General features: G+C 35.8%; 12 protein-coding genes. 4 read left to right on the top strand and 8 right to left on the bottom strand.

Annotated features, from left to right (window positions below):
• The first annotated feature begins 133 nt into the window (after nt 1-133).
• Nucleotides 134-688 (top strand): signal peptidase I, encoded by a 555-nt coding sequence (locus tag QZ276_RS06485; RefSeq protein ID WP_292486391.1) that lies wholly within the window; start codon nt 134-136, stop codon nt 686-688.
• On the opposite strand, the gene QZ276_RS06480 is transcribed toward QZ276_RS06485, so the two are convergent.
• Nucleotides 689-1,813: a UDP-N-acetylglucosamine--N-acetylmuramyl-(pentapeptide) pyrophosphoryl-undecaprenol N-acetylglucosamine transferase gene (locus tag QZ276_RS06480; RefSeq protein WP_292486389.1), complete on the bottom strand. Its 1,125-nt coding sequence runs from the start codon at nt 1,811-1,813 to the stop codon at nt 689-691.
• 175 nt (nt 1,814-1,988) lie between these two features.
• On the opposite strand from QZ276_RS06480, the gene QZ276_RS06475 reads away from it, so the two are divergent.
• The gene (locus QZ276_RS06475; RefSeq protein ID WP_342765707.1) at nt 1,989-3,017 is read left to right on the top strand and encodes a flippase-like domain-containing protein; all 1,029 of its coding nucleotides are present in this window, start codon (nt 1,989-1,991) and stop codon (nt 3,015-3,017) included.
• An 8-nt stretch (nt 3,018-3,025) separates the two neighbouring features.
• On the opposite strand, the gene QZ276_RS06470 is transcribed toward QZ276_RS06475, so the two are convergent.
• Complete coding sequence (locus QZ276_RS06470; protein WP_292486384.1) at nt 3,026-4,264, bottom strand: ORC1-type DNA replication protein; 1,239 nt, start codon at nt 4,262-4,264, stop codon at nt 3,026-3,028.
• A 564-nt stretch (nt 4,265-4,828) separates the two neighbouring features.
• Between QZ276_RS06470 and mfnA the strand changes: the two genes are divergently transcribed.
• Nucleotides 4,829-5,962 (top strand): tyrosine decarboxylase MfnA, encoded by a 1,134-nt coding sequence (mfnA, locus tag QZ276_RS06465; protein ID WP_292486383.1) that lies wholly within the window; start codon nt 4,829-4,831, stop codon nt 5,960-5,962.
• Nucleotides 5,963-5,969: 7 nt separating this feature from the next.
• On the opposite strand, the gene QZ276_RS06460 is transcribed toward mfnA, so the two are convergent.
• Nucleotides 5,970-6,386 (bottom strand): hypothetical protein, encoded by a 417-nt coding sequence (locus QZ276_RS06460; RefSeq protein WP_292486380.1) that lies wholly within the window; start codon nt 6,384-6,386, stop codon nt 5,970-5,972.
• Nucleotides 6,387-6,665: 279 nt separating this feature from the next.
• Here QZ276_RS06460 and QZ276_RS06455 point away from each other — a divergent pair, with 279 nt between their 5' ends.
• On the top strand, nt 6,666-7,619 hold the full coding sequence (locus QZ276_RS06455; protein WP_292486378.1) for a UbiA family prenyltransferase: 954 nt from the start codon (nt 6,666-6,668) through the stop codon (nt 7,617-7,619).
• Here QZ276_RS06455 and QZ276_RS06450 read toward each other — a convergent pair.
• The 5 genes from QZ276_RS06450 to QZ276_RS06430 all read right to left on the bottom strand — a co-directional run.
• Complete coding sequence (locus tag QZ276_RS06450; protein WP_292486375.1) at nt 7,597-8,382, bottom strand: winged helix-turn-helix domain-containing protein; 786 nt, start codon at nt 8,380-8,382, stop codon at nt 7,597-7,599. The genes QZ276_RS06455 and QZ276_RS06450 overlap by 23 nt on opposite strands.
• Before the next feature lie 99 nt (nt 8,383-8,481).
• On the bottom strand, nt 8,482-10,098 hold the full coding sequence (gene purH / locus QZ276_RS06445) for a bifunctional phosphoribosylaminoimidazolecarboxamide formyltransferase/IMP cyclohydrolase (RefSeq protein WP_292486373.1): 1,617 nt from the start codon (nt 10,096-10,098) through the stop codon (nt 8,482-8,484).
• Nucleotides 10,099-10,210: 112 nt separating this feature from the next.
• Nucleotides 10,211-10,645: a lipopolysaccharide assembly protein LapB gene (locus QZ276_RS06440; RefSeq protein ID WP_292486372.1), complete on the bottom strand. Its 435-nt coding sequence runs from the start codon at nt 10,643-10,645 to the stop codon at nt 10,211-10,213.
• Nucleotides 10,646-10,705: 60 nt separating this feature from the next.
• Nucleotides 10,706-12,643 (bottom strand): phosphoadenosine phosphosulfate reductase family protein, encoded by a 1,938-nt coding sequence (locus QZ276_RS06435; RefSeq protein WP_292486371.1) that lies wholly within the window; start codon nt 12,641-12,643, stop codon nt 10,706-10,708.
• A gap of 150 nt (nt 12,644-12,793) precedes the next feature.
• Nucleotides 12,794-13,625 (bottom strand): transposase (locus tag QZ276_RS06430; RefSeq protein WP_292486368.1); only part of this gene is annotated, 832 nt, incomplete at its 5' end.

The following is a 13,625-nucleotide window of genomic DNA, read 5'->3' as shown; positions in this document are numbered from 1 at the left end:
TTATTTACCAATTGAATATAGGGGTATTCAAATCCTATTAGTATTTCGTTTGAATCTATTTGTTTTTTATAATAATCCACCCATTAAAAGTTACTTATTTAAATAAAGCAACTGTATGATTCAGTGAGGTTTTATGAAGTTAAAAGATGCAATAAATACTTTCAGACATAGTGATAATTTTTGGGCATCTCTTCTTAGGGATATTACAGTAGTATTTTTAGCTGTGGCTATATTTGCATCTTTTTCACAGATTGTATTTGGAATGTGGACCCCAATGGTCGCTGTTGAATCAGGGAGTATGGAGCCAAATATTCATGTAGGCGACATTATATTTGTAGAAGATATAGACCGGACACAGATACAAACCCATACATCAAGCAACAACTATACATCATTTGGTGACGAAGGGGATGTAATTTTGTACCAGCCCTATGGGAGAGAAGGCGTTACACCGATTATACATAGAGCCATGTATCACGTAGAAAAAGGTGAACCCATGTGGAACGGCGGACCTTCTGCACCCTACAACGGCTATATTACCAAAGGAGACAACCCGAATACAAATAACCATTTCGATCAACAGGGCTCTATAAGTTACCATCGTCCAGTAAAGGATGAATGGGTAATCGGTGTTGCAAGATACAGAATACCATATATAGGATACCTCAGGCTGATAGTACCCGGATAATTACTCATGGATTTCCAACATCTTCATAATTGCTACCGGTCCATCAAGGTCTTTACTAATATCCTTTAATTTTTGTGTGTTTTCTTTAAATTTACCGTTATTAGTTATTTCCTTAATACAACGCAAAAGTTCTTCTGATGATGTGGAATAATTCAAACATCTACCATAACCCATTTCATCAATTACCATGGCATTGTTTTCCTGTTCGCTGTGGTTCATATCAGGGAATGATAATACAGGTACACCAAAACTCAACGCCTCCATAATAGTGGTATGACCCCCCGGAGCGATTACAGCATCTACACTTTTAAAATAAGGGAAAGGTTCACTATAAAAATCCATAACACCAACGTTTTCCGGGAGATTGGAGTATTTTTCCGGGTCAATGGTAGGACCCATCATCAATGTATAATTGATACTGCTGTCCTTTTTTGCTGTTTCAATCACCTTTCTGAATATAGGCTCTCTGTATCCAAAACCACCCACAGCCGATAATATATGAGGTTTATCAAGGGGTTTGGCTTCCACTTCATGATATTTCCTTTTTATCAATGGTCCGCTGTAAAATACATTTTCAGCTATTTCTGGTTGAAACGAGAGGTTATATTGACAGATAGTATAAGGCATGGGAAAATCAGGAATTACAATTTTATCCACTTTTTTAAAAACTGTACTGTAAAAACGTTTTACAATTTCGCCTATTAGTTTATATGGGACACCTTTGTTTTTGAAAAATTCTTCCATATTTGACTGATTGATTATAAAATACACAGGTAATTTTTTGGATTTTGCCGCCAATACACCCAGATAGTAACTGTCCGAGACCACTACATCAGGATTAAATTCATTAAACAATCTAAAAATTCTGGGGGCTCCCAATAAATCACCTTCCTTAAGCGTTGCCCCGATTGACGCTTTCAAATCAAGTGATCCTGAACTGCCAGCAAGCCTGATTTCAGACGGTATTTCATGTGTCTGATAACCACTACCCTCAATAAACTCTTTAGAATATCCATAAGCTCCAAATAGAACCTCATGGTTTGCAGATGTTAGTTCCTTTCCAAGAGAAACACAGCGGCTTGTATGACCCAATCCTTCACCACATACCAGTATCAATATTTTCATTTGGTAAAACCTCGTTTTGTTATACAATAATACAAATTCTTAAAACTATATTAACATCCAGCATACATTTAACAAAATATAAATACATGCTATAGCAGTTTTTTTATATTTCCATACTAAAGGATAAACATAGAATGCTAATCTGACAAAACATAACAATTAAAAAATGTGTCCCATGAACAAATTCGGTAAATGGTTACCCCTGTCACTTTTGATTAGTTTTATCTCGATAATAGTAGTACTTGTTTTTACCGTCGACCCTACTACATTTGAAATCATGAAAGAAGTCAAAACTGAATATTTATTGTTAGCTGTAGCTCTACACTCTCTTTCATATGTCATATGGGGTGCAAGGACACAATTAATGTCAAATGCTCTTGGGTATAAAACTAAACTCATTAGATGCATAGAAATTGTAACTTCAAGTACATTTGTGGCAGCCCTTACTCCTTCTTCAGTTGGTGGAGAACCATTAAGGGTTCATCTCCTGTATAAAGAAAAACTTCCGGTTGGACGTGCAAGTGCAGTGGTACTAGGAGAAAGAGTAATGGATGCCATTCTGATGTTAACATTTGCTCCTTTTGCGTTATATATATTCAGAGATATAATGCAGGATTCAAGGATAGATACTATATTTGCAATAGGCCAAATCTTTATGGCTGTAATTTTAGTATTGCTGATATATACAATATGGAAACCGGAAAAAACAAAATATGTAATGCATTATTTTGTTAATAAAATTACAGGTTTATTAGGGAAAAAATCAGAAGGTAAACATCATAAGTTAATTGAACAGATAGACCATGAACTTGAACAGTTCCATGAAAGCCTTGTAACGTTTTTAAAAGACGGAAGAAGAGGTCTCCTTTATGGTGCTGGATGTACTGTACTTTTCTGGATTGTCGAGTTCACAATGCTACCTGTAATTTTACTGGGACTAAATCAGGAACCACAGCTTTTACTTGTTTATGCTGCACAGGTATTGCTAATACTTCTTATAGTTATACCTGCTACTCCAGGTTCCAGTGGTATAGCTGAACTGGGTGCCACAACTCTGTTTTCGGTTTTTGTACCGTCTTCTATACTTGGAATTATTGTAGTCGCTTGGCGAGCTCTTACCTTTTACATGAACCTTGTTGTAGGAGGTATTATCAGTTTTAAAATTCTAAAAGATACAGATATAATGAAAAAAATGATGAAATAACCTGTATCTTATAGATGGGTCTGGCTGGTTATTACAGGTTTGAAGTTTTCAAGGGGTTTTAATTTATAATCTTCAAAAAGAACTTCAAGAGTACTTTCCACAGGAACACTTAAATCAATTTCCTTGGTTCTGCCGTAGCGTCCTTTACTTACAACAACAGCATTTAAAATTCCAAGCATATCCAGTTCTGAAATAAGGTCAGTTACACGTCTCTGGGTAAGTATATCCATATCGATGTTTTGGGATAACTGGCGATAGACGTTATATACTTCACCTGTGGTTACATTTACATAACCATTTTTCCTGAGCAAAATAACACTATAGAGTGCAAGTTTAGACTGGGTCGGCAGTGTTCGAACCACCTCTACAATACGGTCGTTTTCTATCTTTTCCTGTGCATTCCTTACATGCCTTTCCTCTACCACCTGTTTACTTTCACGCTCAGTCAGTTCACCGGAAACTCTTAAAAGGTCAAGAGCTCTCCTCGCATCTCCATGTTCCTGTGCAGCAAATGCAGAACACAAAGGAATAACCATATCATCCAATACACCCTCTTTATACGCCATTTCAGCCCTCTGGTGGAGGATGTCGCTTATCTGTTCAGCATCATATGGAGGAAAAACAATTTCTTCTTCACCAAGTGAACTTTTAACTCTGGGGTCAAGAAATTCTGTGAACTTTAAGTCGTTTGATACACCGATAATACTTACCTTGGAATTTTTGAGGTCCTCATTGATACGGGATAAATTGTAGAGAACATCATCGCCTTTTTTAATTAACTTATCAACCTCATCTAAAATTATAATTAGAACCTGTTGTTTGGAATCGATTGTCTCTTTAAATTTGGTAAACACCTGATCAGTGGGCCACCCTGTCATGGGAATATCTTCACCGAACTGCCTTGCAAGATTCGCCACAAGACGGTACTGGGTGTCGATAATCTCACAGTTCATATATAAAACACTGCAAAGAGTATTCAAATTTTCACTTTTTTTTTCCAGTTCAAATCCAACATGTCTTGTAGCAGCAGTTTTTCCAGTACCTGTTTTACCATATATGAGAATATTTGAAGGGGTCTCACCACGAAGAGCGGATACAAGTATTGTAGCGAGGCTGTTAATTTGTCTATCTCGGTGTGGTAAAAATTCTGGTGTATACGATGGCCTCAAAACTTCCTTACTTTTAAAAATAGATTCGTTTTCCAGTAATTTATCAAATAAATTATCCAGCGGATCATCGTTTTTCATTTTAAATCCATCCTATCATTTTAATCACATACCTTACATCTGATTTTAATTACTATACCGTACACCATCCGGTAGGGTACCCTGACACATTAAGGATACTAAAACACAGATTACTAACAATCTAACTGCTTTAATTCCAATGGAAGTAAACCTTATTAATGCTTATGGTTAAAACCCCTTTGTTTCAAGTGGAAAAACCCAAAAAACAATTTTTTATTTTAAAGAGAAAAAATCTTATTGTTGCTTCTGCCCACCCTCCCCATTATTTCTACTGGAAGGGATATAATAAACATAGATTTATATGTTTATTAAAAAATATAAAAAAATAGGGCAGTATTAATATAATATCATAATATTTATAATTAATTCCTAACTTAAAATATAATTTAAAAAATTGTAAAAATAAAATTTATATTTAATCAAATTGATATAATATAACAAATAAAACTTCCAATTGAAATAATGGGGTCGGGGTCAACTCTCCTGTAATTTTTGAAAGTTAAAGTCAACAAAATTTAAACTAAACACAATATTAATATCTGGTATCCTACATTCTGGTTTAATATGAATGAAAAAGGAATATCCTGTCAAAAGTTAACTGGTTTATTAGACACAGCAAAATCCAATGATGTGGGTTATGAACGTGTTTTAAGTGCGATGTGCACCTCTCCTCATGATGTAGCAGTACAAGCTCATACAAAGTTCATAGAAGCTAATATGGGAGACCCTGGATTATTTCCAGGAACATATTCTCTTGAGAAAGAAGTTATCAATATGATGGGACAGCTTCTGCATTGTTCTTCAGTACATGGTTACATAACAACAGGCGGGACAGAGTCCAATATACAGGCACTTAGAACAATGGTTAATTCAAGTAATGTGGCAAATCCTAATGTAATTGTTCCTGAATCAGCTCATTTTTCATTTGATAAAATAGCAAATATACTGGGAATAGAGGTCAAAAAAGCAGAATTGGATTCCAAATTCAAAGTGGATATAGGTTCTGTTAAGTCTCTTATAGATTCTAATACAATTGGGCTTGTAGGAATTGCAGGGTCGACTGAATTCGGTCAGATAGACCCGATAAAATCTCTTTCTGATATAGCTCTGGATAATAATCTTTATCTTCATGTTGATGCCGCTTTTGGTGGTTTTGTGATTCCATTCCTTGAAATATCATATCATTTTGATTTTGTACTGGATGGAGTTACATCCATAGCACTTGATCCCCATAAAATGGGATTTAGCACTATTCCTTCAGGCGGTATACTGTTCAGGAATAGGGAAGATTTGAATCACCTTCAGACACATACACCTTATTTAACTATCAGTACTCAATCGTCACTTACTGGGACAAGAAGTGGAGCCTCAGTAGCTGCTACATATGCTGTAATGTCTTACCTGGGAAAAGAAGGTTACCGTCAAATTGTAAAACAATGTATGGACCTTACTAATGATTTGGTTGAGGGTGCAAAGAAAATCGGAATCAATCCTTTAACGGAACCTGTAATGAACGTAGTAACACTTGATGTACAGGATCCAGATACGATTAGAACAAGGCTTCGGGATGAATTCGGTTGGTATGTATCAATAACACGAAATCCCAGAGCTTTAAGGCTTGTCCTAATGCCTCATTTAACTCACAAAAATCTGAATTTGTTTTTGCAGGACTTGGAAAAACTGATTAAAACTGGTTAACCTTAATTTATCTATTTTGCATTTTAATATTATAACAGTACTCATTTATATACACTTTTATATTATCCAGTTCCGGTATGTGATTGTGTTCGGTTATCATTGCCAGTGATTTCCAGCTAATGAATATGTTGGTTCCATCACCTTCATTTGAATTAAGACCACTTTCATTTTTTATAGTTTGTATCAATTTATCAGCAAAAGTTGAGGATTGTTTTGTAGCAAGTGGACATGTAAAATCGATAACATTTGCTATAAACCAGATGGTAGCGTCTACAGTTTCATTTTTTAAAATTTCATTTAACGACCCAAAATGAAAATGCAGACCTGTATAATCTATCCAGTAATAGGAATTGTTACCAAATGTAATGTCTTTTTCAACACCACCCTTAGCATTGGTTCTTAAAACGTTAAATTTCCATACCATTTTACCCTTAGTGGTTTCTTCCCACTTTTTGATAAAATAGTATTTTTTGTTATTTTTATTATTAAGGATGGTTTAGCCTCCAAGGTTTTGGTTATTTTAACTTTAGCTTATTCAACTAAATACTGTTACCTTATATATGGTAGATTATAGTAGTTAATATAGAATTTTGATTATATATTAGTAATTTACAATAAAGTTATATTAATGATATAATTATATCATTAAACTAATATTATATAAGGTTACTAAAATTACTTACCTGTTTAATATTAGTAAGGTATGAATGGCCTTAAAAATATATATAGGAGCAGTTTTGAAAAAAATATAAAACGAAAATTTATATTCCCAGACTGGTTTGAAAAAAATTATTTATTCGATAACAAAAGATTATTAGCAACTTTACATCTGTTAAACAGTTCTACACTTGTTTCTTTTTCGGGAGCTTTGAGAATATATCTGGCTTTTCTTCTGATAAACGCAAATATAAGCCTTTTAACTTGTTTTGCGGGTGGTTTAATTATATATACAGTTTACACTCTTGATCGAACACTGGATTCTGATGAGGATGCAGTAAACAGATCTGAACTTGGTGGAGCGTACAAAAAAGTAGCTTTTCTTGTATCCTTGGCGGCTTTTATTGTGGGAACAAGTATACTTATTATGGAAGGTTTATATTTGATCCCCTTCTTGCCGTTTATAACAGGTTATCTTTACAGCAAGGGTCTAAAAGTTGGGGGACACAGTTTAAAGTTAAAAGGTGGTCTTGGCTTTAAAAATTTGGTAGTAGGATTAACATGGGGCGTTTTTATAACCGGTATAGCTGGAATATCCATTAACAGTTTGATATCACTTTTTTTCATATTTGTTTACTTTAGCAGTAAATTGTTTATAAATTCAACCATGTTTGATTTCAAAGATGCAAAAGGAGATGCAACGGCTGGAATCAAAACTCTTCCTTTAGCACTCGGAGAGAAAAAAGCCAGAAACCTTTTGTTGGCTCTACAACTTATGTCTCATATGGGTCTTTTTGTTGCTATAATGTTTGGTTATATAGCTTTTGAACCGGTGATTCTGATTTACAGTCTCATAATAGGTATTTTATACATCAGGGAATTTTCAACTCCATCAGAAAATGAGCCAAAACGGAGGCGGTTCAAACGGTTATTCATGATAGATGGTGAATCTACAACTATAATTAGTCTTAAAGCTTTCATAGGGATTTTATTTCCCTAGATTTGTTTTTATAGTAATTGAAAAGACCATCTCCCCAATCCAGAGCGGATTCATCAAAACCGAGTAAATCTTTATGAGGGTCAAATCTACCATTTTCAAAATATAGGGAAAGGGAAAAGAAATAATCGGTGACTACAAAAGCAAGTTTGGCATCGTCCAGTACATATAAACTGGTGCTTTCTGCATCCAAGTATGTCTGTATCTGCTCAGTATGTTCATTTTTAACCTTTTCAAATACAGGTTCAGTCAGTATAAGTGAAGTGGGAACATTGTTTATTGCAAGTTTTTCAAAAAAAGGCGGATATGTGGGGATAAATATGGATGAAAGTCCTTTTACAACAGTGGATTTAGAGATGTTATCTGTGAATTCTTTGTGTGATTCATAGATATGTTCAGTACTGTCTTCAATAAGTTCACAATTATTCAAATCGCTTAACCTTTCCAGAAGTTTTTCAGGAATATCCTGTAATGTGTGTTCCTTCCAGAAATCTTCATGTTTTTCTATAATATTTAGATAATCCAGCAATGGTTGCAGGTATTTTGCTGCAATTTTTCCTATGGATGTAATATGATATCTCTTATCGCCTTTACATATTAAATTTGCTTCTTCCATTTCTTTGATGCGTGGAGATATTTCTGGAGAAGATACACCAAAATAGTTTTTAATTTCTGACAAGGATCTGGGTTCTTCTAATAATAAAAAGAGTAGTTCTTTTCGTTTTTCTGAAAAGGTTAAAATGCTTAGTAATCCGCTTGATTTCAAGTTACCAACCTGTTGGGTTTGTTTTTTGTAATCTTATTTGAAGTATTTTATATATAAGGTTATATATAAAGATTGAACATCTAATAATATTTACAAAATTTAATGCAAAAAGTGTCTCATTCCGATAAACACCAGTGAAACACCAAGTCTATTTGCTGTATCGATAACTTCATTATCCCTTATAGAACCACCAGGTGACAGTATATATTTTATATTGTATTCATGAGCATGGACGACACTATCATCAAACGGGAAAAACGCATCTGATGCCATGACACAATCGGACATTACTTGTTCACAATATTTTTCAAAATCCATATCTGGATTTTCACGTTCATATATTACCTGTAAATTTTCACGTGCTTTTGTAGCGGCAAGTTTACGGATGGAATCAACACGGTTTGGCTGTCCAGCTCCCATTGCAAGCATCATATAACAACCCTCTTTGTATTCATAGGCAAGAGTTACAGCGTTGGATTTTGTGCTTTTGCAAGCATTTATACAGAATTCACCGAGAGGTTTTTTGTTTTCAGGGAACGGCGTTTCAGTAACACATTCCCACTTTTCGTGAGTACCGACATCTTTTGATTGTTTCAGTAGGCCGCCAGTGATATATTTGTAGGTGTAGTTCATATTGGATTTTTCATTTAATTCTGGAAGTTCAAGGATTCGTATATTATCACTTTTGTTTTTCAGAAATTCGAGAGCTTCTGGTTCATAATCTGGTGCCAATACAAGTTCAACAAATTTGCCTTTAAGGAACTGGGCGGTTTCAAGGTCAAATGTTGTGTTTGTACAGATAATACTTCCGAATGCTGATATAGGGTCTCCGTCCCAAGCGGCTCTAAGAGCATCATTGAGTGAATCACCTGTAGCCAGTCCGCAGGGGTTGTTATGTTTAACAATAGCCACACTCGGTTTTTCATCTCCAAGTTGTTTAACAGTCTGTAATGCGTTATCTGCATCTACATAATTGTTATAGGAAAGTGCTTTACCGTGCAGTTGCTTGGTATTTGCAAGAGATGGACCTGTTACGTCTGGTTCTTTATAAAAAGTAGCATCTTGATGCCAGTTTTCTCCATACCGGAGTTGTCGTCCATGTGTAAAGTTTAATCTGATAACCTCTTCATCGAGTAGTTCTTTGCTGAGGTATGTGTCAATTGCACTGTCATAGTTTGCTGTGTGCCTGAATGCCTTAACTGCAAGATGTTTTTTAGTTTTATCTGATACTATACCGCTTGAACGCATTTCTTTTAGTACAGTGCCATAATCATTTGGGTCACTGATTACTGCAACTGACTGGTAGTTCTTTGCAGCTGAACGCAAAAGAGTAGGTCCACCGATATCGATGTATTCGATAGCTTCATCAAGGTTTACTCCATCTTTTGAGACCGTTACTTCAAATGGATAGAGGTTGACAACTACCATGTCAATAAGTTTGATATTTGCCATTTCGGCATCTTCTATATGATTGGAGTTTTCACGGAGACATAACACTCCACCATGAATCATGGGATGCAGTGTTTTTATTCTCCCTTCCATCATTTCAGGGAAATTGGTAATCTCTGAAACGTCAGTAACCTCTATTCCGTTGTCCTTAAGTATTCTTCCTGTTCCGCCAGTGGATATTATTTCTACACCAAATTTTGAAAGCTCATGCGCAAATTCAACGATACCTTCCTTATCTGAAACGCTGAGCAGTGCTCTCTTTACCAAAAAATCACCGTAATACAAAAGTAGGTATATGGTATAAAGTTTCTGGTTAAAAACTTAATTAGACTGTTTTAATATCATTAAAACAATAATTGATTAAATTCAGTAGATAACCTTATATGTTTGCTTCCAATGATTTTGCTTTTTTATAGTGTTTTTCAGCTTCATCGGTTCTATCTAATTTGTCCAGTAAACCTGCATAATTATAATGGGCTCTTATATATTCGGGGCTCAATTCAAGAGCCATCCTGTAATAGTCTTCAGCTTTGTTTTCATCCCTTGTAGAGGTTTTTATAAGAGCCGCGTTGTGGTATGCCTGTGCTTTTTCACCGTTATCCAGAAACTGGACTGATGCGAGAGTATACACATAGGCAATATCATAATTATTATTTACCCTTTCCTGTATAGATAATTCCAGTAAATCAATACCATCTATATCATTTTCATTTGCAAATCGTATGGTTTGGTTTATACAGGTAACAGGTTCTTTTGACTGGATACAGGATTTAACCTCTTTTTGAAGCTCATCAAGGTTTTTATTTTCTGACATTTAACCAATATAAATTTATAATTATACTCATAAATATATTTTTGGGTAAAACAGTTTGATTTATACAGTTAAATCTTTGTATTTTACCACAGGACAGACTCTAATGCACTCACTGCAATGTGTACATTTATCTCCAACGACAGCGGTATCACTTTCAATTTGTATCGCATTATTTGGACAGTGTGCTACACATACACCACAACCACTACATTTTAAAGCTCTTCTGACGGAAAATTCGGCTTTTTTCATCAGTTTCTTGGTTTTTTTCTGTGAACCACCTCTTGATGTGATATTGCCTGATGCAAAGACATGGACACTGTCCTTATTGCTGAAAATTGAAGCTGCACCATCCATATAAGAAACACTGCCAACAGGAAGTAGTAATCCTGTATCCTTAATAAGTTCCATATCTATGGTAGTTCCAAAACTCCCTTCTGCAACTATCCCGCCTGATTTACAGGGACTATACCCTGATGTCATGGAAAAAGTCGATTTGTTCTGGTTTTCCATATTGGATTTTGGAACTGTATCTATGCCTTTCCTTTCCGCCATTTTTTCAATATTTGGTGGTAGTTTCTTCCATCTCCACAGACCGTATTTCACCCAATCTTTGGATAATCCCATACGATTTGCATAATCAAGAAGATAATCTTTTAGCTGTTTTTCCATTTTAGGATGTGTATCTTTCAGACGTTTAAAATCTGCAAGTGAAGCAGACGGGCATAGCCAGCATCCTATTCTGTCAAATCCTTTTTCATACAGTGGGTTATAAGGGGCATTGGTTTTAAAAAGATACAGCCATACATGCAAAGCTGTCCAGTTCTGTATCGGAGATGCGGCAATCTGGTTATTAACCCATGGGTTTTTCCAGACGTTTTTACTTTTTGCGCGATTACTGGATTCGTATTTACGCTGCCCTATAAATGTCAGGCATCCGTTTTCGAAATTGTTCTCTATCAATCTTGTAATAGGACCCAGTTTACAGACTTTACAGCACCATCGAACTTCAATACTTGGAGGTCCAAAATTATCAACCGATTCCCAGAAAGCATTTCCAGCACTTTCTGTTTTTAAATCCTGGTTGTATTTATCAGCGACCATATATGTATTTTCTACAGTTTCCGGGAACTCAAGTCCTGTATCAGCAAATATTATAGTAAAATCGTTCAGGCATTCACTTACAAGCTGAAGAACGGTGAGGCTGTCCTTACCACCTGAATATGAAACACTTAAAGGCAGGTTATAAGATGCTGAAACGTTTTTGATAAAACTGTGAGCGTGTTCTATATAATTATCCATGATGTGCATATTTACATCCAGTACATCGTTCCAAGTCTGTACAGTACTATCATATAACGTTGATAATTTATCAGAAACAGGGAAATCTCTCCAACGTGTTTTTACGGCTTTTCCTCTGGAGGATTCAACCATTTCATTACCAGTCATTTTTGCCCGACCAGTAGCAACAACTTTATTTTCGGGAGTCAATACAACAACTTCATCTTCTTTAACAATACCATAATCAGCATCTATAATCCCGGGTGATAGTGCATTAGCACCATTGGCAATTGGTTTTACCGCACTGTCATCGATGATAACCCAGCTTTTGATGTTAGATTTATCCTGTTTGTTGTACTGAAAAAGTCTTCTGGCTCCGCTGAGTCTTAAAAGCAACTTCCATTTCAAATCTTCTATCTCATACCGTATACTACCGATTATCTCTCCATCAACGATGATTTCTTCCATGCGGTCTTCAGACGGTATTTTGTTCAGTAAAACAATTTTTCTAGTAGAAACAAGGGGGGTATTGAACTGTTTTATTGAAATTGAATTGATAAAATCAATATCGTGCTTAAAAGCAGGTCTAACGTCTCCAGGAGGTGTTACTTCCAGTTTATCGGTATCTGAACTACAGTTACACTTTTCACTGAGAATCGGTAGATTACATGACCTGCACCAGTAAAGATGTAATTTGCCAAGATATAGCGGTTTGGACATATAAGAAGCAGTATAATATAATACTTAAATAAATTGTGGGTAGCTATATTAAATCAAAATAGCTTTGATGCAAGAGAATCCCTTATATTTGTATTACTGCACATCTGTCAGCTACTAACCGCTAAAGCGGTTAGCTTGTCCTTCCATCTCTTAACTAATAGAAGCTAAGCGGAGGACATTAGGAAGGCTGACAGCTCCCCTGTGCGCAATATTCTTCGAAGCATTGTAATCAGCGTTCTCTTTATGACCGCATCTCTTACACTTGAAGTTAGACTGTTTCTGACGGTTATTTTTATCGATGTACCCGCATTCAGAACACTGCATCGAGGTATACATCGGATTGATAACCACAACAGGTATTCCTTCCAGTTTTGATTTGTATAGGATGAAATCGGTCAATTCAGAGAATGCCCATTTACCCAACCTGTCTCTCTGCGCTTTAGTAACCGTAGCCTCCGAGCGGAACCCTTTAAGACTTTCTAAAGCTATAGCCCGGGAAGTGTCTTTAGCGCGTTTGACCAACTGTTTGGCAACCCGGTGGTTCAAGTCACGTTTGAACCGGCGTTCCTTTTTGGATAATTTCTTGAGGTGCTTCTTGGCGGACCATGTCCCAGCTGACTGCAACCTTGATTTTAGACTGGTGTATCGCTCTCGTATCTCATCAGCTTTTGTGCCTTTGTAAATTTCGTTATCAGAAGTGGTTGCTATATTGACTACACCAAGGTCTACTCCCATGACATCATCGTTATATTCAACCTCGTTTTCACCCACTTCCATCACAAGCATCAGGTAAAAGTTACCTTCTTCGTAAATCAGGTCTGTTTGACCTCGGATTCTGTTTTTATCCAGAGGTCGAAAATCACCATAAGATATTCCTATCTTCTCACGACCATCCAGTGTAAGTATAGAAACCATATCATTTCCCTTGAACGACAGTACCCTCTGGTCGTAGACCACAGCTCCTCTTCTATCGAATTTGTGC

This window comes from Methanohalobium sp., from assembly GCF_018609725.1.
Classification (GTDB): domain Archaea; phylum Halobacteriota; class Methanosarcinia; order Methanosarcinales; family Methanosarcinaceae; genus Methanohalobium.
The sequence above is the reverse complement of the archived record's forward strand: the minus strand, read 5'-3'. Positions and strand labels throughout refer to the sequence as shown.